The following is a 24,719-nucleotide window of genomic DNA, read 5'->3' on the forward strand; positions in this document are numbered from 1 at the left end:
AGTGTACAGCCGGAATAGCTCCTAAAAACTGAACCCAAACGACCCTTTAACAGTAAAACGATTCGTTTCCGGCACGTTGACATAATTGCCTCGCCAGGCGAAATCAATACGGAATACTTTGAAGATATTTCCAATACCAGCACTGTATTCCCAATAGCCTTTTTCAGGTGCATTGTAAATTAAACCCGAAGCATTAATAGCTCTGTTTTCATCAGAGATGCTTCCATAAACCCCTTTTACGGATATAATTTCTCTCCAATTGAGTTTGCGCATGAACGGTATTCTGGAAAAAAGACGCCCGTTGAAATTGTGATTCCACTGTAAAGTAGCATATTGATCCGATACAAATTCATAGAAATTAAGATTACTGAAGGTGTTTTCAATCGTGAAAAAAGTTTGATTTCCCGGAATCACATTTATCAATCCTAACGGAACTGTTCCAAAAGTTTTTCCTACTTCCATAATAATATTGGTTCGCCCCAATGGACCAATAACTATAGGCTGTTTGTAATATAATTGTACTTTGTCATATTTGAAATTACTGTTCAAAAGCCCTTTGAATCCATGGCTGTAATTAATAAAAAAACGACTAAAAGGACTGTCAACATTGCTTCTTTCAACCCCAAAACCAATCGTTTTTCGCTTTGGAGAATACTCGATCTGAATGTTCGCTTCGGATTGTTTTACATCACTTTTAGTAGCTAAATTGGCTATGTTGGTATAATAATCCAGGCTAAAAGTAGGCGATGCAGACTCCAGCGTACGATACGAAATCCCAGCCTGAAAAGTCAAGTTTTTTACTGGCTCCATTTCTATGGCAACATTAGTCAAATTGATGTTGGTTAACTTCCCGTTACTGCCAGATGAGAATACGGACGACGAAGCAAAACTTCGGCCTAAAACATCATTTGTAGTAGTTAAACTGGCTCCTATTTGTTCAATGTCTCGCCTATTTCCGCCGGATAAAATGATCCTATTTTTCTTGTCGACCATCCATTTTCCGGAAAGTCCGTATTTAAATTTATCATCATCAAACCCATACGCAGTATACGCCTGAATGCGCCAAGGATCGTTAGGACCAAAATAGGTTCTTCCTCCTACTCGCAACCGTACACCCTCTATTTCATTGTATCCAAATGTAGAAAAAACAGGTCCATAATCAAAGTTATTAAACTCCACATAACCACTTCCTAGTATGGATACTAAGCTGTACAATTGTTTGAATTTATTTACGGTTTGCAGGGTATCAAGCATTTTATAAACGCCCAATTCATCCTTGCTTAAGTTTTCAAAACGGTTTTCATTCCAATATTCCTCAGATTTATTGTAGACTTCGTCATCCATATAATTGACTTCGGCTTTATAAAAAGCAACAGGCAATTCTGTATTGAACTGATGGTTCCGGTAAAAACTAGTTCTTTTTCCATAAACACCTTTCGAATTTTCTTTTTTGTTCAAAGCAAAGTCAGACATCAAATAATCCTTGGTCAACAAGAAAACCGAGTCACTGACTACTTCAAATTCCTGCTCTAAGTAAATATCTTTTACCCAGTTGATATTGGCACTTTTGGTCACTGCCATATTGATTTTCTTGATGGCAAATGTGGAATCATTCACCCAAAAATCTCCTTTGAAAGTCAATTCGTTTTTTCGTCTTGGATAAAAAACAATATTATAGCACCATTTATCATCAATATACGCACTGTCTTTCAGTACATAATTGTAGACATCAATCCCTGTTTTAGACAGCGGACTGGTAAAGCTTTTGTCAAAAAAAGTCAAGTAATTATTGTAGATATTATAATCTGAATACAAGTCTTTTACAAAAGATAAAATCTGTTGATTCCCATCAAATCCGGACGTTTTATTGGCTTTTATTTTTTCTTTTACCTTCTTTAATTTGTTGTCTCCATAAACATCATGGAGTGATTCATTTATAAAAATAGGCAAATAGGTTTTCCCGGTTACTCGGGACGTATCCATTTGATCGAATATAAATTCCATCCCTTTAAAAAGTTTGCTTTTCATAAAAGCACTGTCAATAGAATTCATATCAAATTCTATTTTCTCGTACTTTTCCATCTGGTATTGGTCAAACTGATACAACCCGTTTTTACGTTTTCTTTCCCAGATTTTCCTCAGAATATCGAGCGCAGGATTGTCCTTTTTTGATGTTTTTCCGGCAAAAACCACTACTTCGTTTAAGCTTTCGGCTTCATTCAACTGAATTTTGAAATTATAATTTACCGGTTTATCTAAGTAAATTTCTTTTTCAGAAAACCCAACGGAGGATATGAGTAAAGTAGTATATGTTTTTTTGGATTCCAGGTAAAACTTACCGTCCTCATTAGTCACAATTCCTTCACTGGAACCTTTGAAAACTACATTGGCAAATGGAATGGGCAGGTTGGATTTATCAACCACAACACCACTCACTTTTGTTTGCGCAAAACTAGTAGTTGCTGAGACCAACAACAAAAGCAGAAACAATAAGAGATTCTTTTTCATATGTAGATAATATTTGTTTTTGTAGGAATATGGTATCGCCAGATCTTAATTGGTGTTTGAGACAGCTTATGTCATGGCGATTTCATAGTCATTCAAAAAAAAACTTCATCAAATTAAAGAATTGATGAAGTTTCAAATATAGTTAATTAAGACCGCAGGATTAATTGATTATTAAAAAACGGGTTATTAGCCCTTATTCCAAATCAAACGATTCCAACTGACTATTTTTTATACAGTACTTTTTTAACCGCTTTTACTACATCACCAGCATTAGGCAACCATTCTTTCAATAAAACCGGAGAGTACGGCGCTGGCGTATCTGCAGTCGTAATACGTTGAATAGGCGCATCCAAGAAATCAAAAGCACGTTCTTGAACAATATAGGTAATTTCAGAAGCCACACTTGCAAAAGGCCATGCTTCCTCAAGAACTACTAATCTATTTGTTTTTTTAACCGATGTTAAAATCGTCTCATAGTCCATAGGACGTACAGTTCGCAAATCGATAATTTCACAAGAAATTCCTTCTTTGGCTAATTCGTCAGCGGCAATATGCGCCTCTTTGATAATTTTTCCAAAAGAAACAATTGTCACATCCGTACCTTCACGCTTGATATCAGCAACTCCTAACGGAATTACATATTCGCCATCTGGAACTTCACCTTTATCCCCATACATTTGTTCAGATTCCATGAAAATCACAGGATCGTTATCACGAATAGCCGCTTTCAACAAACCTTTGGCATCATAAACCGTAGAGGGAACTACCACTTTAAGACCCGGAGTATTCGCAAACCAGTTTTCTAACGCTTGTGAGTGCGTTGCTCCTAATTGTCCTGCCGAAGCTGTTGGACCACGAAAAACGATTGGCACATTAAATTGTCCACCCGTCATCTGACGCATTTTGGCAGCATTATTTATGATTTGGTCAATACCTACTAAACAAAAATTGAACGTCATGTATTCCACAATCGGTCTGCATCCATTCATGGCTGATCCTACTGCAATACCAGTAAAACCAAGCTCTGCGATAGGAGTATCAATGACTCTTTTCTCGCCAAATTCAGCTAGCATACCTTTAGATGCTTTGTAGGCACCATTATATTCTGCAACTTCTTCACCCATTAAGTATATGGACTCATCGTGACGCATTTCTTCACTCATCGCTTCACAAATGGCCTCTCTAAATTGTATCGTTCTCATATTTTTTTATATTTTGTCCTCCTGAGCGCAGTCGAAGGATAATTTTCGAAAAGCAAAAATAAATATTTAATATCATTTAAAAGCATAAATTACTCTAAATTAATTCAGGATTTATAGCGATAATTTTCAGGAGCTATTTCCGGCTCTCCGCTGTATCTTCCTGTGGCTAAAGGAGCCACAAGAAGGATGCCGCTGCTATCCGGGCTACGAAAACGATGTAATAAACCTTAATTCTTTTAGTATAATAGTTTTAGTAGAAGTAACAAATGATTTTAAACGATTTTAAAAACATAACTGCCTTGAATTTAAACATCATAAAAAAATCAAGTTTTTCTTGCAAGAGTTGTTTTTTTTTTTTTTATTTAGCAAGTATAACCTTAAAACATTATACTATGAAAAAATTATTATTTACAGCAGTTGCATTAATTGCTTTTTCTGGATTAGCGGTAGCCAATAACGAGTCAAAAACTTTTAGCAACACTGAAAATTTACAATTTACAAGAGAAGAAAATACAAAAACGAACACTTTAGAAGAGAAAGATGTTTGGTTTTGCTATAAAATCTCAGAATCTACAAGTTATAATGGTTTAAATGGCGTAACAACCGTTACTACTACTTATCATTGCACTTGGTATTCCTTAGCGGCTGAATAAACCGAACATTTTAAATATACAAATACGAAAGGGTGAAACTCCCTTTCGTATTTTTAATCAAACTACATATGAATTATAATTATTTTTCAATCGTACTTATATTGTTTTTTAATTTTGCAACTGCACAAACTCTAAAGGCTATTCTTATAGAAAGACCAATTAAAGGAATTGGAGACGAGACAACACTTTCTGACAAAGCACTTAAACCAATGATTTTTTCCTATCTATATTCAGAAAATAAATCAATACAAAATTTGATTTCTAACGAAAAATCCTCAATTGACACAACCTATATTGAAAAATATGGAATAAAACACGAAACAACATCGTCCATAAGTCGACCTTCGTCTTTTATTAGATATAAAGATTTTAACTTAAAAAAATTAAAAGTTGTTTTTACCCAAGATAACAAGGACATAAACATAAAAGAATCATTACCCGTATTTAACTGGAAATTAATTAGCGAAACCCAAACTATTAACGGTTATGTTTGTAAAAAAGCAACAACAATCAATACCACATTCAACTCCAATCAATCCATCGTTGCTTGGTACACTGAAGATATACCTATTAACGATGGACCCATGCACTACAGCGGCTTACCCGGATTCATAATACAAGTGGAGATTAGTGACATTACAGTTTTAACTCTTGACAAATTGGTTTTTAGCAAAGAAAACACACCTATCGAAGAACCTAACAACAGGGCTACAGAAATGAGTTTCAGTGACTATTTGAAACAAAGTAACAAATAATGATTCATTTTTTTCAGGATATTTGTTCACTAAAAAAGCAGTTTCTCTGCTTTTTTTTATTGTTTGCTGTACCTATATTTTCTCAAAATAACGTGACCGGTTCAGTCGTGGACATCTCCAGTAAACCAATAAGTCAGGCAACTGTACAATTAAAAGATATTAAAAATGATGAAATTTTCGCTTTTTCCTTTTCTGACACTTCAGGAAATTTTCGCCTAGTGGTAGACATGAAAGGTTTATATATCCTTAAAATAAGTTATTTGGGTTTAAAGTCTTTCACAAAGGAAATTGAAATAACAAATAATTTGTTAGACATAGGCAAAATTACATTAGAAGAAAACAAAATTGATCTAGACAATGTAATCATTAAGAACGAAGCTGCCGGAATGACCGAAATTGGCGACACACTAAGATACCGGATTGAAAAATTTCTAAATGGTACCGAAGAAACTTTGAAAGATGTCATCAAAAAATTACCCGGCTTAGACATAGACTCTCAAGGCAAAATCAAAGCAAATGGAAAAGAAGTAGACAAACTTTTAATTGATGGAGAGGAATTTTTTATTAACCAACAAAAAATAGCCACCGAAAACATCACTGCTGAAATGGTTAAAAATATTGAGTTAATAAAAAACTATACTGAATTTAAGACTATTAAAAAAAACAATAAATCTGAGATTACTGCCTTAAACATCAACATCAAAGAACAATTCAAAAATAAACTTACAGGAAACGTATCCGCGGGAGCTGGCGATAACAAATATAAAGTACACGCCACACTATTCAATTTTAGCAAAAAAACGTTATTTAGTCTGATTAGCGATTCCAATAATACGGGGGAACTTTCCATGAACATTGACGATTATACCAAATTTACAAACCAAAAAGAAGAAGGTACCATTGGTGAAACCACATTTTCGAAAAATGATGATTTACCTCGGTTTTTAACTATTGGCAATAATGTGAAAGAACGATCCTCCTATTTCACTGGTTTAAATCTAAAATATTCGCCCAATAAAAAAACGCAGGTAAACTTTTACTCGATTTTTAACAGTGTAGATCAAATAGAACAACAGTCAAATACGCAATTCTACTCGTCCAACTCTGGTGTTTTCTCCAATAAAGACAGCAGATATAGTACTGAAGAAACCGTTTTCACTAATTCCTCTATAGACATTACCACTAAACCAAATGAAAAAACATTAATCAGTTATAAAGGGTTCTTTTCGGGCATAAGTAAAACCAATTCAATTGAAATTGACAACAACGCAAACCAATTAAATAACGCGACAGAACTAACAGATTACACATTTAATCATCAATTGAATTTCGCTACACTTTTCGAAAATAACAGCGGCTTTAATTTTTCTTTGAAACAGCAAATTCTCAAAAAATCAAACCTTTTAAATATCGAATCCAACCTTCCTTTTTTAGCTTTGAACTTTGAGAATAATGCAAACAAAATTATTCAGAATAGCGACTTAAACAAGAATAATATCGATGTGAATGCCAATTATACCTTCAACGTAAAAAAGACAGCTAACTCACTTTTCATGGAGTCCTCTTCAAGAAAAGATAATTATAAAAGTACTGAAGAGCAATTTCCGCAATTTGAAAATGACATAATCACAGAAAACAGCGTTCAAAGTTTTGGATTACAAACTAAATTTAAATTTTCGGACAAAACGACATTCTCATCTGCTTTATCCTACTCCAGAATTCAATTTAAAATGGACAATTCAACCGATACAAAGTGGTTATTTACACCCAAAATAAGCTTAAAAACAGACTTTAGTTCCAATCATTACATCAAATTATCTTTTTCCAGAAACAACAGCCTCACACAAGCAGAAAATTTAATACCAAACAGTGTTATTAGTGATTACAGAACTATTTACTCAAATGTGAATCTTAGATTAAACAGTGTGTCACCAAACAATCAAGTAGGAATTGATTATTTCTATTTTGATAATAAAAGAAAATTATCTATTATTTCTAATCTTTCATATTATAAGGCAACAAATATCATTTCCAATAACTCCAGTGCCGATGCAGCGGTAAATTTGATTCAATATCAGCTGGCTCCCTTTGAAAATCGTTTTAACTCGATGCTTTATTCAGAGAAAACACTTTCTTTCATTCCCTTTTCAATTAGAGCAAGTGCTTCTTATTCTTCCAGTTCTAAAATTTTATTTTCAAATAACCTTAATCAAAATTTAAAAACAGAATCGACTTCTGGATATCTTTCGTTTATATCAAGATTAAGACAAACCAGTTTACAATTTGAAACCGGAGTGGCAGTATCAAAAGACGTATATAAAGATGTCCTTTTTAAGAGTCGCATTTCAATATTAAATCCTTTTATCGAAACTAGTTTTAAAATCTCCAATACTATATCATTCGTAAATAAATTCTCTTACAAAAAAATAAGCACTTCCACTTTTTCCAACAAAATTTATCAGCTCAGCCCCAGACTTCGTATGAATTCCCCAAAGTCAAAAGTCGAAATTAGCTTAATAGCGTACGATATTCTGAACATAAAAAATTACGAACAAATTACGCTAACTCGATTCGATAATTTCACAGAAGAAAGAATTTCTCAATCGCTAACAGGTTATTATTTGCTAAATATTAAATTTAAACTGTAAAGTAGCGAAAACGTAGTAGTTAAGTAAAAATATTATGCGTGCATAGTATATTATTCAAATTAATATTTTAAATTTGTAAAAGAAATTACGAATAATAAAAAATATAAGTATGAAAATATTAGTTTGCATCAGTCACGTTCCTGATACTACTTCAAAAATTAACTTTGTCAACGGCGATTCAGAATTTGACACCAATGGAGTTCAATATGTAATCAATCCAAATGACGAATTTGGTTTGACACGCGCTATTTGGTTCCAAGAACAACAAGGCGCAACCGTTACGGTTGTGAATGTTGGAGGACCAGAAACCGAACCTACTTTAAGAAAAGCGCTGGCAATAGGTGCCAATGAAGCCATTCGCGTCAACGCTACTCCTACTGACGGATTTTTCGTAGCCAAACAACTTGCTGAAGTAATTAAAAACGGAAGTTACGATGTAATCATTGCCGGAAAAGAGTCTTTAGACTATAATGGCGGAATGGTTCCTGGAATGATAGCCGGGATTTTAGGATACAACTTCCTTAATTCTTGTACAAGTCTTACTGTTGATGGAACTAATGTAAAAGCAGTTCGTGAAATTGATGGTGGAAAAGAAACCGTTGCTACAACTTTACCATTAATCATTGGAGGACAAAAAGGATTGGTGGAAGAAAAAGATTTGCGTATTCCAAACATGAGAGGAATCATGACTGCAAGAACAAAAGCATTAACAATACTGGAGCCTGTTGACGCTGCTGTGAATACAAAAGCAGTAAAATTTGAAAAACCAGCTCCTAAATCAGCCGTAAAATTGATTGCTGCTGACAATTTAGATGAATTAATCAATTTATTACACAACGAAGCAAAAGTAATCTAACTGTCATAAAGCTGAATGTCAAAAGTCAAATGAATAGAAATTTACACTAATTTCCCTTTACGACTTTAGACTTTTAAACTTATAAGACTAAAATAAAAAAATCATGTCAATATTAATATACGCGGAATACGCTCCCGACGCTTCGGGAGGAAAATTTAAAAAAGTAGCATTCGAATTGGCTTCCTATGCAAAAAAAGTAGCCGAAAGTCTAGGAACCACTGTTACGGCTGTAACCGTAAATGCTGGGGATGTTTCGGAATTATCAAAATACGGAGTAGACAAAGTATTAAAAGTAACCAACGATAAATTATCCGGGTTTACTGCAAAAGCATACGCTGATGTGATCAAACAAGCCGCCCAAAAAGAAAACGTAAAGTTAGTTTTACTTTCATCCACTACAGACAGTATTTATCTTTCCTCACTTGTTGCAGTAGCTTTAGAAGCCGGCTATGCGTCAAATGTGGTTGGATTACCAGTTTCAACGTCGCCTTTTCAAGTAAAAAGAAATGCTTTTTCAAACAAAGCGTTCAATATCACTGAAATTGCCACAGACGTAAAAGTACTTGGGCTTGCCAAAAACTCGTATGGGGTTTTTGAAACACCTTCAACATTAACCGAGGAAGATTTTAACCCAAATATTGGAGAAGCTGATTTTGGTGTAAAAGTAGAATCAGTTGAAAAAGTTTCTGGAAAAGTTTCAATCGCTGATGCGGATATTGTAGTATCGGCTGGACGTGGATTGAAAGGTCCGGAAAACTGGGGAATGGTAGAGGAGTTAGCAACTGTTCTTGGCGCTGCAACTGCTTGTTCAAAACCAGTTTCTGATTTAGGATGGAGACCTCACGGAGAACACGTTGGGCAAACAGGAAAACCGGTAGCTACAAACCTTTATATTGCAATTGGAATTTCAGGAGCGATTCAACACATTGCGGGAATCAACTCTTCTAAAGTAAAAGTGGTCATCAACAGTGATCCCGAAGCGCCTTTTTTCAAAGTAGCGGATTACGGAATTGTAGGTGACGCGTTTGAAATTGTACCACAATTAATTGAAAAATTTAAAGCTTTTAAAGCTCACAATTCATAAATTATAGCATCCCATTAATTTAAATGCTACTTAAAAACAAGATATTTGTATCTTTGCTTTTAAGTAGCATTTCTTTTTTATAATTGCTGCTTAATTTTTATTAAAAAAAGTACCTCGTACTTTCCCATTACATCAATTATGAGCTTAGTTAAACTATCTATAAAAGGAATTTCATACAGTCAAACTCAAAACGGAGCCTACGCATTAATCTTGAATGAGGTTGACGGCGAACGAAAATTACCCATTGTCATTGGTGCTTTTGAAGCCCAATCCATCGCTATAGCATTGGAAAAAGAAATAAAACCACCACGTCCTCTGACACATGATTTGTTCAAAAACTTCGCAGAACGATTTGACATTGTAGTCAAACAAGTCATTATTCACAAACTTGTGGACGGTGTTTTTTATTCGAGTATCATTTGCGAAAGGGATAAAATTGAAGAAATTATTGATGCCCGAACTTCAGATGCCATTGCGTTAGCATTGCGTTTTAACGCACCTATATTCACTTACAAAAACATTCTGGACAAAGCCGGAATTTATTTAAAATCAAATCCTTTAGACCCTAATAAAGACTCGCAGGAAATTGACGATGTACTTTCTAATCCGGACACTTTTGGTCGTGAAGAAGAAAGCAATCAATCCGGAGAAACCTATTCTAAACACAGTCTGCCGGAATTAAATGAATTGTTAGATCAAGCCGTGTCGCACGAAGATTATGAGAAAGCCGCAAAAATTAGAGATGAAATCTCAAAGAGAGAATTGTAATTGTACCCATTTTTACTTTCCGTAGGATTGAAATGAAATCAGATTGTTACTAAATTTCAAAGGATTGAATCGCTTGTTTTTGAATAAATACACTTAAATTCACCAAAAACACTTAGTACCATGTTTCTTTTATAAAATTGATAAAAATAAGCTATGAAAAAAAACCACTTTCTACTTCTCGCAACATTATTTATTTGTTCAGCTGCCTCATCCCAAGACTATTATCTGCATTGTGGAAAAATTTTAAATACACTATCAGGTAAAGAATTAACAAACCAAACGATCCTTGTTTCTAAAAACAAAATTACAAAAGTACAAGAGGGTTTTATCGCTAAAGTCAAGCCTGAAGACATTGAGATCAACCTGAAAAACAAATATGTTTTACCGGGTCTTATTGACTTACATGTTCACATAGAAGGCGAACATGACACTAAGAGCTACATGTCAAAATATATAGACAACGAAGCTGATGTTGCATTTCAAGCCGTTCGATGTGCCGAAATCACTCTTCTAGCCGGATTCACTACGGTGAGGGATTTAGGTGGAACCGGAGTAAATATCTCCATAAGAAATGCCATCAATAAAGGAATCGTAAAAGGTCCCCGAATTTTTACTGCCGGAAAATCAATTGCTACAACAGGCGGTCATGCAGATCCTACTAACGGAAGCAACCGAAAACTGGTAGGCGATCCAGGTCCACATGAAGGCGTAATCAATTCTCCAGAAGAAGGAGTAAAAGCAGTGAGAGAGCGTTATAAAGAAGGAGCTGATGTTATTAAAATTACAGCTACAGGTGGTGTTTTGAGCGTGGCAAAAAGCGGTAAAAATCCGCAGTTCTCTCTAGAGGAAATTAAAGCCATCACCACAACAGCCAAAGATTACAACATGCTCACCGCTGCCCATGCCCATGGCGACGAAGGAATGCAAAGAGCCATATTGGGCGGTATAAAAACCATTGAGCACGGCACCTTTATGAGTGAAGAGACAATGGAATTAATGAAAAAATACGATGCTTATTTAGTTCCTACCTTAACGGCTGGAAAAGAAGTAGAAAAAAATGCAGAAATTACTGGTTTTTATCCTGACATCGTAGTTCCAAAGGCCAGAGAAGTTGGCCCACAACTGAAAGCTACTTTTGCCAAGGCGTATAAAAAAGGAGTTAAAATTGCTTTTGGAACTGATGCTGGCGTTTTTGCTCATGGTACAAATGCAAAAGAATTTGGATATATGGTTGAAGCCGGAATGCCTGCATTAGCCGCGATACAATCAGCAACGATTACGAATGCTATGTTATTAGGGCTTGAAAATGAAGCAGGTCAAATCAAAGAAAACTTTTTGGCAGACATCATTGCAGTGGATGAAAATCCTTTGAATGCGATCAAAACTCTGGAAAAGGTCGTATTTGTAATGAAAGACGGAAAAGTATATAAAAACGAACAACCGCTTACCGCACAATAGAATCAAGAGACAATGAAGCAATATTTAGATTTAGTACAACACGTAATGAAAAACGGTTGTCAAAAAGGAGATCGTACGGGAACCGGGACAAAAAGTGTCTTTGGTTACCAAATGCGTTTTGACTTAAATGAAGGTTTCCCGATGGTAACTACTAAAAAACTACACCTAAAATCCATTATCTACGAATTGCTTTGGTTCTTAAAAGGAGACACAAATATTAAGTATCTTCAAGAAAACGGCGTTAAAATTTGGGATGCTTGGGCTGATGCCAATGGAAATTTAGGACCTGTTTACGGCCACCAATGGCGCAATTGGAATAGTGAAGAAATTGATCAAATATCGGAATTAATTAAAGAGTTAAAAACGAATCCTAACAGCCGTAGAATGCTGGTTTCAGCATGGAATCCTTCGGTTCTGCCTGACACGACAAAATCATTTGACGAAAATGTAAGCAACAATAAAGCCGCCTTGCCGCCTTGTCATGCGTTCTTTCAGTTTTATGTTTCTGAGGGTAAGCTATCTTGTCAGTTGTACCAGCGAAGCGCTGATATTTTTTTAGGAGTTCCTTTTAATATCGCTTCGTATGCGTTACTCACCATGATGATTGCACAGGTTTGTGATCTAGAACCTGGTGAATTCATTCACACTTTTGGCGATGCACATATCTATAACAACCATTTTGAACAACTGGAATTGCAATTGACCCGTGAGCCAAAACCATTACCAAAAATGATTTTAAATCCCAATATAAAAGACATCTTCGCGTTTGGTTTTGAAGATTTTACCCTTGAAGGCTATGAACCTCATGCCGCGATAAAAGGAAGTGTTGCGGTATAATAAACAGTTAAATATTTTCATCCCAAATTAGTTTTCAAATAAAGGATACACACCATACTGTACAAGAAAATAACATTTAATTCAAATCCTAAAAAATTAGAACTTGGTTTTTTAAATAAAAGATTTAGCGATGCGGAACTAAAAAAACTGAATCAAAAATTAAACAGTTCTACTATTTCGAATACTAGATTGCAGATCATACAAGACACTTTTGATTTTAAGAAATATGTTTCGGATGAGATTAATTTTGAAAAATTAGGATTAAACGAAAGAAACCTAAAAATTGCTACTTTAGAAAAGAAACTTTTGTCGAATCAATATAACGCTAAATCTATATTATCTGAAGTCAAAATAATACTCCTCGAAATCGAGAATCTGTCTATCTCTAACCACACTTTTAGCACGAGTACCGATTCTTTAAAAACGGTTCCTGTTCTTTTTACCAAAGTAAAACAAATCTCTCTGATGCCTCAAAGAAAAAATTAAAATTATGGCTTCAACAAAGACTTTCAAAAAAGAAAATAGAAATTTACAAGCAAGAATAAAATAATTCCTAAAAAAATCCGCTTCTCAGCGGATTTAAAAAAAAACCAAACTATCCAAAAAAAAATCAAATTTATTATTATCAAAACAATAAGTTACCCTAAAATTAAATCAATAGATTCTCATTTCCGGAATTTCACCTTCAATTATTAATTCAGCTTCGGTGGCCGCAATAATCTCTTGAATCGTAACTCCGGGCGCTCTTTCCAGAAGTTTAAATCCATTTAGAGTAACCTCTAAAACCGCTAATTCTGTAATTACTTTTTTTACGCAACCAACACCCGTCAAAGGCAAAGTACAATTTTTAAGAATTTTAGATTCCCCCGCTTTGTTCACATGCATCATGGCAACAATTATATTTTCGGCCGAAGCTACTAAATCCATTGCGCCGCCCATTCCTTTTACCATTTTACCTGGAATCTTCCAATTAGCAATATCCCCTTTTTCAGAAACTTCCATTGCTCCCAAAATCGTTAAATCTACGTGTTGCCCGCGAATCATCCCAAAACTTAAAGACGAATCAAAAAAGCTAGCTCCTGGCAAAGTAGTAATGGTTTGTTTTCCTGCATTAATCACATCGGCATCTTCCTCCCCTTCAAAAGGAAAAGGTCCCATTCCCATAACTCCGTTTTCACTTTGAAAATCAACAGCAATCCCTTCCGGAATATAATTAGCCACTAAAGTGGGAATCCCGATTCCTAAATTTACAAAATAACCGTCTTTTAATTCTTTGCCAATTCGTTTTGCAATATCTTCTTTACCTAATGCCATATCTTAATATATCAATTTACAAATATAACAATACATCAATTTTGACAACTGTTACTTATTATTTTTACTAGTGCTTAGGATTTTGTAAACTATTAATCCTAATTTATTAATTTGAATTTTTAGGCTTTCATCTTTTTATTAATTGTTATATTGAAATACTGCTAAATTGTTTGATTATTTTCACGAACCGTTCTCTGCTCTATTCTCTTCTCATATTTTTCTCCTTGGAAAATACGTTGCACAAAAATCCCTGGAATATGAACCTGATCGGGATCCAGTGTTCCCGCAGGTACTAATACTTCAACTTCGGCAACCGTAATTTTAGCGGCTCCGCACATACAAGGATTGAAGTTTCGAGCCGTTCCTTTAAAAATTAAATTTCCTGCTTCATCGCCTTTCCAAGCTTTTACAATGGCAAAATCAGCTTTGAAAGCATGTTCCATAAGGTACCTTTTTCCGTTGAATTCTCGGGTTTCCTTTCCTTCAGCTACTTCTGTACCAAATCCAGCCGGAGTAAAAAAGGCAGGAATTCCAACTTGTGCAGCTCGACATCTTTCGGCCAAAGTCCCTTGAGGCACAAGTTCCACATCGAGCTCCCCAGACAACATTTGTCTTTCGAATTCTACATTTTCGCCTACATAAGAAGAAATCATTTTTTTAATTTGCCGGTGTTGCAGCAGAAATCCCAACCCAAAATCATCAACGCCCGCATTATTAGAAATGCAAGTAAGATTTTTGGTTTCTTTTTTTACCAATTCGGCAATGCTGTTTTCTGGAATTCCACAAAGGCCAAAACCACCCAGCATGATCGTCATACCGTCTTGAATTCCCGATAAGGCATCCTGAATCGTATTACATTTTTTATTAATCATAAGAGTCTTTTTCTATAAATATTTTATCCTCAGATTTTCATTATTGAGCACACCAGCCGCCATCTATTGTAAAAGCTGAACCCGTCATCGTTTTAGAAGATTCTTTGGCCAATAGCAGCGCCATATCGGCAATTGCTTCGATGGCAACAAATTCTTTCACGGCTTGTTTATTGAGCATTACTTTTTCTACCACTTCTGATTCTGTTAATTGATGTGCTTTTGCTTGGTCTTTTATCTGTTTTTCCACAAGTGGCGTTTTTACATAACCGGGACAAATGGCATTGCAAGTTATATTAAAGGGAGCTCCTTCCAGCGCAATTCCTTTTGTCATACCAATGACTCCGTGCTTTGCAGTGACATAAGCTAATTTATATTCCGATGCTCTTAATCCATGAACCGACGAAATATTAATGATTCTTCCAAAATTTTGCTTTTTCATTTGAGGCCAAACTGCTTTTGAAGCATAAAAAGTGGCATTCATATTAATAGCAATAATATCTTCGTAAACCGCATTTGGAAAATATTCAATTGGGGAAACATATTGAATACCCGCATTGTTAACTAAGACATGTAATGCTCCAAAAACAGCAATAGTTTGGGCAACTAATGCTTCTATTTCTTTTGAATCCTTCAAATTTGCATTCGAGAAAGCAACCTTTACTTGGTATTTATTTTTAATTTCATCTGCAATTTGTGCTCCATTAGATTCTAAGCCGTGAAACATAATATCGTAACCATTTTTGGCAAAATGTTCCGCTATTCCTAATCCAATACCACTGGTACTTCCGGTAATTAATGCTACTTTATTCATGAGAAAGAAAATTATATAATTCTTGATTAAAGGCTTCCCATTGATCTACTACAATCCCGTGTCTCGAATTTTTTATGACTTTTAACTTTGCGTTTTGCATATTGGCCGAATAGTCTTCTTTGAAGGAAACTGGTGTATAATCCATATCGGATGCAACAATTAAAGTTCGGGCCTTGATTGATTTAATTTTATCTCCTAATCCCCAATTCATTAATGTTATAAAGGAATTATAATAGGATTCAACAGAATTCTGCTTGATGCGTTCTTCAAATGACCTTCGAAAATCAACTTGCTGGGGCTCCGGAAACATATTATTTGCAATTTCATTGGCCAAAGCATCCAATCCATTCATTTTTAGAAAGGCCGTTCTATTTGCAATTAATTCTTCTCCTATTTTTCCCATTTTGTTAAAATCGGGACCGCTATTAACGATAACCAAATTATTTATTCTTTCAGGATAGGAATAGGCCAATTGAAATGCCACAGCACCACCCATAGAATAGCCAATTGGCGTGAATTTATCAATGCCTAAAGCATCTAAAAGCTGAATCACATCCTCTGACATATACTCCACTCCAAATTCATTTATGGGAATGGACGTCTTTCCATGGCCTCTTAAATCCAAACAAATAACTCGGTAATAGTTTGAAAAGAATGGGACTTGAAAGTCCCAATCTTTTTTGGTAGAACCCAGTCCATGAAGAAAAACCAGAACTTCACCTCTACCTGAGTCTTTATAATCAATGTCTATTTTATTTACAGATATTACTGTCATTTTTTAAAGTCTTAATTAATAGCCGCTTTTTTACTTTTAAAGAAATTCACATTGTATTTTAATTCAAAAGCATACAGCGTACTGATTATTGGGGAGGCTACAAACTCTCTGTTTTTTGCATTTAATAAATTGGTAACACTTACTCCCAACGTTAAACCATTGGCAAAATTATATCCCATATTTGCATCTACTGAAAAACCTCCAAGCTGACCATAATTCCAGGTTCTGCCTTTACGCGCATTTACGATTACATCATTGGTCCCATCTCCGTTCAAATCTTGTGTTTTTGCGGCAATGTTAATTCCGGAGAAAAAGTCATATTTTTGAATCCATCTTGCATACATAGATCCATAAAATCTGTTTTTATTGTAATTTAATCCCACATTAAATTTATTTTGAGGAGTGTTGATTGGCAATTCTGTTTCCAAAACAATTCCATCTAAGTTTCCGTCATTTTTAAGATCGTTTTTATCTAAATCCCGACCAAAATAGGAATAGTTGAATACCGCTCCCAAATCGGGGGTAATGGCATAATTTAATCCTAGATCAAACCCATAAGTGTCCACTTGCCCAAAATTAGAATAGGTCAATATAAAAGTACCCGTTGAACCCGGAACGACAGTACCTATTGGCTGATCTCCAACATGAGTTACCGGATTTGCTGCTGAGGCAATATTACGAAGCGGGCTAATGAAGTTTTTAGACTTATTATAGTACGCATTTACATCAATTGTTAACTTATTCGATAAAGATCCTTTATATCCAACTTCATAAGTACTTATGGTTTCTACTTCAAGTTTCGCGATTTTTTTTCCGTCTTTTAATGTAAAACCCTCTCCATTTCCTATGATTAAACCGCCGAATAAATTTCCTTTAAGATTTAATATTGACGGTACTGAGATTCCATTTCCATAAGTAAATCTCACAGTTCCTTTTTCAAAAGATTTAGTTATTGCTGCTTTTGGCAAAAAAGTAGAACCATACAATTCATGATTATCCAAGCGGCCTGCCAATAAGAAATTCCACTTAGACTCTGGTGCTTTATACTCAAATTGTGAATAAAATCCTGTTTGAACAATGTTAATTCCTCCATTACTATCTAATAAATAAGTGCCTTTTGAATCTGCCATATCTTTTTGATACTGAGTCCCAAGGGTTAGATAAAAATTGCTCCAATTATTATTATATTGAAACTCTCCATTCAACCTTTTTGAATCATCTTTGAAAAGCGAACCTCTATTAATCGCGACTCCGGCAGAGGGAACCCATTGTTCGGCATAAGAACGACGAAGCGATTCTTCTTCAGAAAACCCATTATTTACAAAGGAATAATAATTTTGAGTACGTTGATTTATGGCGTAGGTATTCTCTGTATTACTCTTAGTATAATAGCCATTTGCAAAAAAACGTGGTGAAATATATTTTATCTGAAACTCGTCAATTTTCCAATCTTTGATTTGATTTCTTCCTGCATTGGTTATGGAAATGTTGTTGTTGTTACTGTGTCCATAATAACCTACAATTTCAGAATTACTACTTGGTTTATAATACAAACCCGTTCCGTATTTAACGGTACTAAAATCTCGATTTAGTTCTAATTCAGGTTTACCAACGGTACCAATATAAACACTATCTACATAATCAAATTCAGTACCTTGAGATCTTTCAAAATGAACTTTATAAGCAAATTTATCCGACAGTACTTGAGCATGTCGAAATCTTGCCGTCAACACATTTTGATTACCGGCACCAATTGCAAAAGTAGTCCCTTCTGAAGTTCTAGGATTTTTTGTAATTGAATTTATAACTCCGTTATGAGCATTTGGCCCGTATAAGGTTCCATTTGGTCCTAATAAAATCTCTACTCTTTCAATGTCGTCTTTTGTAACCGTTGAGAAAGTTCCTAAAGGCAAGCCGGTTGCAATTAAAGATGAAAGTCGGTCATCGGTCACCTGAAGATTTTTAGAATTAAAGGCTGAATTAAAACCTCTAATGTTAATTCCAGTGCCTAAAACGCCACTTCTGACATAATCAACTCCTTTTTGTCTTGAGGCAAGTTCTCCAATATTGAAACTTGCAAATTGTGCAATATCTCTTGCTCTGATAATATTAATAGTTGCCGGAACTTCGGTTAATTTTTGTGGTTTTTTGTTGGCCGTAACGACAATATCATTCAACATATTTGAAACTTCCTGAAGATTAACATTCGCTTCAGCTGTTTTTCCTTTTAAAACAGCAACTGATTGAGTGGCACTTTCGAATCCAACAAAAGAAATAGTAACCGTGTATTTTCCTTCGGGAACTTTATCAACCGAATAATTTCCGTCTTTGTCTGTTATAGTCCCTTTTTTTAATTGGTTGACTTGAACTGTTGCTCCAGAAAGAGCAATACCATTGGTGTCTTTTACAATCCCTTTAATGCGGCCACTTTCTTGAGCAAAAACAAGTTTAGTACACATTAAAATTAACAAAATAAATAATTTTTTCATGAGTTAGTTAGTTTTGGTTTATAGGTGCAAGCTAAGGTTAATGGTAAAAAAAATAAATTTGCTCTTTCTATTTATAGGTATGACTATTTTATACAAAAAGGAGAAAAAAGAGTCTAAAGTCAATAAAAAATAGATTTTTTATAAGTGCGACTTTAATTTTAAAAAGGCATCAGGCAAGTTATTTGATAAATTATCAATAATTTGAATCATCAGTTGCTTTTGATTTTCGGAAGGTTTTATACCGCTCAAAGGCAGTTCAATTTCCTGTAACAATCGTTTTTCGTTAATGGTGCCTTCCATATACTTTGAAAGCGCAATACTCCAGGCAATATTAGGCACATAACTGGATTTTTTTTCTCGTTCTTTTTCTTTTTCTGAAAGATTAAATCTTTGAGCGATAATCAAAATTTCATCATACTTTTCCATAGCAATCAAAACATTAAAATAAGAAGTAAAAAAATGATGCCAGCGATGATTCAAAATATCATCTCCATATTTTTTTAAAAATATTTTGGCTTTATTCAGCGCAATATCATACTGCTTCAACTCGGTTAAGGTTCTAATTTGGTATGAAATGTGGCCTATTTTCTGATGATTATTATGAGTAGCTTCAAAAAGAGGGCTGTATTTATTCATCAGCTGAAGTGCCTCTTTTGGTTTTTTATTTCGTAATAAAACAGCTACTAAATTATTCAAATACATCAACGTATCATCATTATTTTGTCGAATAGAGAGATAGGCATAATACTCCGCTTTTTTAAACTCATTTTCTTTAGAATGCAACAAAACTCTACTAGCATAATAATTAGAAAGGAGCCTTCTGGAATACATTTCGCCAAGACTAAAGAAAGTGTCAATTTTATCAAAAATAATTTTTAAGTTTTTATTTTCGTTGTAATTGGAATACATAAAAGCCAGCAAAATAAATGCTTGGTATCTATTTCTGCCATCAATACTTTGCGTATTGAACACTTTAAACAACCATTTTCCCCAATATTTAGTTTCGTTATTGTTTGAGGTATATTGATTGGTTATTTCCGAAATGGCGCTGTACAACCGATCTTGTATTTTTTTTGATTTTGCATAATGACCTTCAAAATGATTTAAAAAACCAGCAATTATTTCATGATCTTTGTACCGCATCCTAATGAGTAAATAGGCTCGATATTCTTTTGTTAATTCATATAGGTTTTGGAAATTAAAATCGACCTGTTTGTAATTAACGATATAATGTAAAAATTGCATTTCTTCGGAGGAGGAAATGGTATCCGTTAATATTTTCTTTTTCATCAACATGATCCACTCAATAGTTTGATCCACATCAATGGTAGAAAGCTTTTTTTCAATCCAACTCATGACGAAATTGTATTTTCTTTTGTCGATTTGGTCGTCAAATTCAATACTGTTGTTTTCAGACAAGGCATTCTTTAAAACCTTTTCAATGATTCCAATTTTTTCAGTGTCTTTAAATTGATTGGACAAAGCCAGGAAATGGGCTTCATTTGGAAGGATACTTTTACTAAATTCCGTAAACTTTTTGAGTTTAATTTTCATGTTTTTATTGTCCCGCTACAAATTGTTTTATAAGTAAATTAACCTCAATTGGTTTTTCAAATTGAACAAAATGGCCACTTTCTTTAATCAATTTTAAAGAGGCTTTTTTAATTGAAGCTGTTCCAGTTTCGGCAACTTTCGTTACCGTTAAATTAGAATGCAAGTACCGATTTGGAATCAAATAATCATTTTCTCCAAAAATCACCAGGGTTTTATGTTCGATTTTGCTTAACAACGGAATAACAGGTTCGTCTAGCATTCCCGAAATACTTTTTACAATGGCATTACAATACGCATCAAAGTCCGAAGCCGTTTGAATATTCTTCCTGTCAGCAATCATTTTACTGGCTTTCTCTGGGATTTTATAAAAATTGAGTCTATAATTTTTTTCAATTTGGGAATCAGAAGTATTTTTGATCACATTATGAGTAACTGCGTTTTTAAGTAATTGGCCATCGTCTGATGTAAATTCTTCGAATCCCGCGGGAGCTATTAATATTAATTTTTCGATTTCATTTGGATAGCTGGTTGCAAATTTAATACTCGCCTGACCTCCCATGGAATGTCCAATGAGAGTCACATTTTTCAACTTCATCTTATTGATAAAGGAATGAATTACTTCTGAAAAAAAAGTGGGACTAAAAAAACAGGCAGACATCGAAGACTTTCCAAATCCCGGCAAGTCGATAGCAATGCAAGTGAAATCAGATTTTAATTCTTTGATATTATCAGACCAGGCATCGGCATTACTGCTTAATCCATGAATAAACAAGATCGTTTTCTTGCCTTTTCCTTCTTTTATATAGGCGATTTCAAGATTGTTGATTGTGGTATAGGAAGTCGGAAATTCGTATTCCGAAAGTATATTTTTGATATTAGAATCTAATGTTTGAGCATCCATAGACAGATTAATTAAAATTAAAAAAAATATTTTTTTCATCTTTCTAATGATAATGAATTAAAATAATTATAGAGGTTTTTTCGAGACACTTTACCTAAACTGGTTAATGGAATTTCCTCTAAAATAAAAATATATTTAGGCTGTTTGTAATCTGCAATATTTTTTTTTAGATACATCCGTATTTCATCAACGGCTAAATCTGCATTATGTATCGTTAGAAATGCAATGCCACAAGCACCCCATTTATTATCTTTAATACTCAAAACGACTGCTTTATTAATGTTTTTGTGTTTTTCAAGTACTAATTCTATTTCTTGAGGATAAATGTTTTCTCCGCCTGAAATGTACATGTCATCTTTGCGCCCTTTTAAATATAAATAACCTTCAGAATCTTTGTAGGCTAAATCTCCGGTGTACAGCCAATCTGCTTTTATCTTATTTGTGGTTTCGATAGAATTATTCCAATAACCTGGAGTCACAATGGGCACTTTGAGGCATATTTCCCCTATTTGATTTTCAAGGACTGGATCTCCATTTGAATTAATAATTTTTAAATCCAGATAAAAGTTAGGTTTTCCAATTGAATTTGGCTTTAACAAAGCCATATTATGATGTAGTGAAGTAACGCTAGGTCCCGCTTCGGTTAGCCCATAACCGGGACGTATAGCTATATTCTTAGTGTTTTTCCAATGTGATACTAAATCTGAATTCACCATTTCTCCGCCAGAAATTATATATCTTATTTTTTTTAAATCTACTTTTTTAAATTCGGGAATTTCTTGCATCATTTGCAACATCGTTGGTAAAGCAATAAAAATAGTAGTTTGATACCGTTCTAATAAAAAAAGTATCTTTTTAGGATCAAACTTTTCAATCATTCCTATGTGTGCCCCTTTGTGTAGTAATGGAGTAACAAAAACATTCCATCCTGAAGTGTGATAAGGCGGAAGCATGTTTATGGTAGAGTCATTGAATGTTATTCCTAACTGCATGGAAGTATTCAAACTATTCCAAAACATCATTTTATTGGTATAAATAACGCCTTTGGGCTGGCCAATCGTTCCCGAAGTGTAGAAAACAAATAAGGGACTCTCTTCTTTAATTTCATAAAAAACAGGAGCCCAATTATTTTTGGTTTTATACTCTTTTTTAAATTCCTCAACGCTGATGGTTTGATAGGATTCTAAAATCTCTTCTTCCATTTTTTCAAATTGATTCGAATTGAAAATCAAAAGAGTCGGGCTGCAATCCCGTAGGAGTTTTGAAATCTCAACCGAGGACAAACGATAATTTAAAGGAACCATAATAGCGCCCAGTCTTTGACAAGCTGACAATAAAACGATATAATGCAGGCCATGTTCTGCTAGAACAGCAATCCTATCGCCTACTTCAACTTGGTATTCCTTGAATTTATGTAACAGATTATTGGCATAGTCATCGATTTCCTTGTAAGTATACTTTTCATCGGTATCATACGAAGTAATGGCAATTTTATCCGGGGTATAATCCGCCCATTTAGCAATCCAATCCAAGGTATTCATTTTCTAATTTATTTTTTATTTTGTCCAAATTTATATAAAAAATAGCCTACAATTACCGATACCACAATACCAATTGATGCCGAAATACCAGGATTTTGAACCGGAACTTTCATATAAGGTGTGATTTTAAAATAATAAATTGAAAAATGAGTAACTATAGCAACTATACTCGCAATAAATACTGTTCTTACAGAAACATCTTTTAAAAATGTACCAAATAAAACCGGAACAAATGCAGCCGAAAAATAAGCATAAACTCCATTTTGAGCAAAAATTGCCACACTTAAATTGGGATAATTTATTTGATCCCAACTAATAAAAAAACTAATTATTGCCAAAATTACAATTACACCTCTATTAATCGAAATAGAATTATTTTTGATTTTATCCCCAAATAGAGGTTCTAATACATCCGAAGTTATCGTAATTGATAAGGATTGTATCAAACTCTCTAAGGTGGATAAACCCGCAGAAATTAGCCCAATTACGATTAGCAACCCAACGCCAACTGAAAATTTTGTAACAACATAAATTGGTATTATTTCATCCATTTTCAACTTATTTCCATTGAAAGTCAAATCAGGAAAATAAATCCTAGCATATAATCCTGCAATTACAACCAAGAAATAAACAAACATGAAACCTATTCCACTGGCTAAAAAGAGATTAATTTTTTTAGGATTCTTTAGCATCAGGGATTTTGTAATAATATGAGGCTGGCAAACAATTGCAACTCCTATAATGATTTGACAAAAGATTATTTCAAAATAATCTCTAAAAAAATAACTTGATTTATTAGTAGTTTGAGTCAAGTTTGGGTCAATAGCATGCAACTTTTCGAAAAAACCGGCGATTCCATTTTCGAAATTATCAAAACCAGAACCTATTAAGATTATCGCGACCACAAACATAATTATGGCTTGCACCGTATTTGTATAAACCATCGAATTTGCTCCTCCAAACATCATATATCCAAAGACAAAAATGGTAATTCCTAATAAAACAAAGTAGGGATCTGCATTCAATGATTTTGATAAAACCTGAGTCAGCCCAACATTAATTAAAACAATAAAAGTGATTAGAAATAAAGCAATAATCCCAAAAAACAAAGCATAGCTTTTATTGTTATAGCGATTTCCAATCCATTGCGCCATTGTAGCGGCTTTCACCGAGCTACCATATTTAGCGAATCCCTTGGTAAATACAATTAAAGAGATGAAAGCAGAAAGAGGCAAAACAAATCCAAAGGAAATCACTCCCGATATTCCATACAAAGCAATAAACCCCGGATTGATAACAAAAGTAGCGGCGCTGGTCATAGAAGCTGCCAAAGATAAACCTACAATCCATGATGGAAACCCATTTCCTAACGCATAATCATTTATGTTTTTTGTTCTTAAAGCTCCACGAATGACAAAGAAAAGAATCAGTAAAGCATATATGGCCAGAATTACCCACATATAAAATGTCCATTGGTTTGATGCAGTCATAAATACTATCGTTTTGGTTTCAAACAAATAAATAAATAATATTTCTAAGACCCACAAAACACCTTGCTTATTAACAATGTGACTATTGAACAAAGATTCCCAATTTATTCTTAAGCCCTATTGTTTATGGCATAAGGACTAAAGTAGGACTTATTTAATTTAAAATGGTTTAAACAAATCGAATTTAGACAAAATTTAATAAA

20 protein-coding genes are annotated in these 24,719 nt (G+C 34.1%); 9 read left to right on the forward strand and 11 right to left on the reverse strand.

Annotated elements, in window-relative coordinates:
• Positions 1-21: 21 nt before the first annotated feature.
• Both EKM01_RS13230 and EKM01_RS13235 read right to left on the reverse strand, forming a co-directional pair.
• Positions 22-2,508 (reverse strand): DUF5686 and carboxypeptidase-like regulatory domain-containing protein, encoded by a 2,487-nt coding sequence (locus EKM01_RS13230; protein WP_126768628.1) that lies wholly within the window; start codon positions 2,506-2,508, stop codon positions 22-24.
• A gap of 221 nt (positions 2,509-2,729) precedes the next feature.
• Positions 2,730-3,710, reverse strand: a complete 981-nt coding sequence (locus EKM01_RS13235) for a pyruvate dehydrogenase complex E1 component subunit beta (protein ID WP_091255586.1) — start codon at positions 3,708-3,710, stop codon at positions 2,730-2,732.
• Between the two features lie 392 nt (positions 3,711-4,102).
• Here EKM01_RS13235 and EKM01_RS13240 point away from each other — a divergent pair, with 392 nt between their 5' ends.
• The 9 genes from EKM01_RS13240 (at position 4,103) to EKM01_RS13280 (ending at position 13,255) form a co-directional block, all read left to right on the forward strand.
• The gene (locus EKM01_RS13240) at positions 4,103-4,363 is read left to right on the forward strand and encodes a hypothetical protein (protein ID WP_126554962.1); all 261 of its coding nucleotides are present in this window, start codon (positions 4,103-4,105) and stop codon (positions 4,361-4,363) included.
• 68 nt (positions 4,364-4,431) lie between these two features.
• Positions 4,432-5,118: a GLPGLI family protein gene (locus EKM01_RS13245; protein WP_126554960.1), complete on the forward strand. Its 687-nt coding sequence runs from the start codon at positions 4,432-4,434 to the stop codon at positions 5,116-5,118.
• Between the two features lie 92 nt (positions 5,119-5,210).
• On the forward strand, positions 5,211-7,766 hold the full coding sequence (locus EKM01_RS13250) for a carboxypeptidase-like regulatory domain-containing protein (RefSeq protein ID WP_158616104.1): 2,556 nt from the start codon (positions 5,211-5,213) through the stop codon (positions 7,764-7,766).
• 109 nt (positions 7,767-7,875) lie between these two features.
• Positions 7,876-8,622 carry an electron transfer flavoprotein subunit beta/FixA family protein gene (locus EKM01_RS13255; RefSeq protein ID WP_126452978.1) on the forward strand — a complete coding sequence of 249 codons (747 nt, stop codon included), beginning with the start codon at positions 7,876-7,878 and terminating at the stop codon, positions 8,620-8,622.
• Positions 8,623-8,725: 103 nt separating this feature from the next.
• Positions 8,726-9,706 carry an electron transfer flavoprotein subunit alpha/FixB family protein gene (locus EKM01_RS13260; protein WP_126457448.1) on the forward strand — a complete coding sequence of 327 codons (981 nt, stop codon included), beginning with the start codon at positions 8,726-8,728 and terminating at the stop codon, positions 9,704-9,706.
• A gap of 138 nt (positions 9,707-9,844) precedes the next feature.
• The gene (locus EKM01_RS13265; protein ID WP_126452972.1) at positions 9,845-10,474 is read left to right on the forward strand and encodes a bifunctional nuclease family protein; all 630 of its coding nucleotides are present in this window, start codon (positions 9,845-9,847) and stop codon (positions 10,472-10,474) included.
• 153 nt (positions 10,475-10,627) lie between these two features.
• Positions 10,628-11,932 carry an amidohydrolase family protein gene (locus EKM01_RS13270; RefSeq protein ID WP_126768630.1) on the forward strand — a complete coding sequence of 435 codons (1,305 nt, stop codon included), beginning with the start codon at positions 10,628-10,630 and terminating at the stop codon, positions 11,930-11,932.
• Between the two features lie 12 nt (positions 11,933-11,944).
• Entirely contained in the window at positions 11,945-12,769 is an 825-nt protein-coding gene (locus EKM01_RS13275) for a thymidylate synthase (protein ID WP_126457450.1), read from the forward strand.
• A 189-nt stretch (positions 12,770-12,958) separates the two neighbouring features.
• Positions 12,959-13,255, forward strand: a complete 297-nt coding sequence (locus EKM01_RS13280; protein ID WP_126768631.1) for a hypothetical protein — start codon at positions 12,959-12,961, stop codon at positions 13,253-13,255.
• Between the two features lie 168 nt (positions 13,256-13,423).
• Here the strand turns inward: EKM01_RS13280 and EKM01_RS13285 are convergent, their stop codons facing one another.
• The 9 genes from EKM01_RS13285 to EKM01_RS13325 all read right to left on the reverse strand — a co-directional run bounded on the left by EKM01_RS13285 (position 13,424) and on the right by EKM01_RS13325 (position 24,516).
• Positions 13,424-14,083, reverse strand: coding sequence for a 3-oxoacid CoA-transferase subunit B (locus EKM01_RS13285; protein ID WP_126768632.1), 660 nt, complete (start codon positions 14,081-14,083; stop codon positions 13,424-13,426).
• 161 nt (positions 14,084-14,244) lie between these two features.
• Positions 14,245-14,955 carry a CoA transferase subunit A gene (locus EKM01_RS13290; RefSeq protein WP_126768633.1) on the reverse strand — a complete coding sequence of 237 codons (711 nt, stop codon included), beginning with the start codon at positions 14,953-14,955 and terminating at the stop codon, positions 14,245-14,247.
• Positions 14,956-14,995: 40 nt separating this feature from the next.
• Positions 14,996-15,766, reverse strand: coding sequence for a 3-hydroxybutyrate dehydrogenase (locus EKM01_RS13295; protein ID WP_126768634.1), 771 nt, complete (start codon positions 15,764-15,766; stop codon positions 14,996-14,998).
• Positions 15,759-16,541, reverse strand: a complete 783-nt coding sequence (locus EKM01_RS13300) for an alpha/beta fold hydrolase (protein ID WP_126768635.1) — start codon at positions 16,539-16,541, stop codon at positions 15,759-15,761. The genes EKM01_RS13295 and EKM01_RS13300 overlap by 8 nt, the downstream gene beginning before the upstream one ends.
• 11 nt (positions 16,542-16,552) lie before the next feature.
• The gene (locus EKM01_RS13305) at positions 16,553-19,030 is read right to left on the reverse strand and encodes a TonB-dependent receptor (protein ID WP_126768636.1); all 2,478 of its coding nucleotides are present in this window, start codon (positions 19,028-19,030) and stop codon (positions 16,553-16,555) included.
• Positions 19,031-19,168: 138 nt separating this feature from the next.
• A complete protein-coding gene (locus EKM01_RS13310; protein ID WP_126768637.1) occupies positions 19,169-20,584 on the reverse strand; it encodes a hypothetical protein in 1,416 nt (471 codons plus the stop codon).
• A gap of 4 nt (positions 20,585-20,588) precedes the next feature.
• Entirely contained in the window at positions 20,589-21,524 is a 936-nt protein-coding gene (locus EKM01_RS13315; protein WP_126768638.1) for an alpha/beta fold hydrolase, read from the reverse strand.
• A complete protein-coding gene (locus tag EKM01_RS13320) occupies positions 21,521-23,026 on the reverse strand; it encodes a class I adenylate-forming enzyme family protein (protein ID WP_126768639.1) in 1,506 nt (501 codons plus the stop codon). The genes EKM01_RS13315 and EKM01_RS13320 overlap by 4 nt, the downstream gene beginning before the upstream one ends.
• A gap of 8 nt (positions 23,027-23,034) precedes the next feature.
• Positions 23,035-24,516: a sodium:solute symporter gene (locus EKM01_RS13325; protein WP_126768640.1), complete on the reverse strand. Its 1,482-nt coding sequence runs from the start codon at positions 24,514-24,516 to the stop codon at positions 23,035-23,037.
• Between the last annotated feature and the right edge of the window lie 203 nt (positions 24,517-24,719).

The sequence above is a fragment of the Flavobacterium sp. RSP46 genome (genome assembly GCF_003984825.1).
GTDB lineage: Bacteria > Bacteroidota > Bacteroidia > Flavobacteriales > Flavobacteriaceae > Flavobacterium.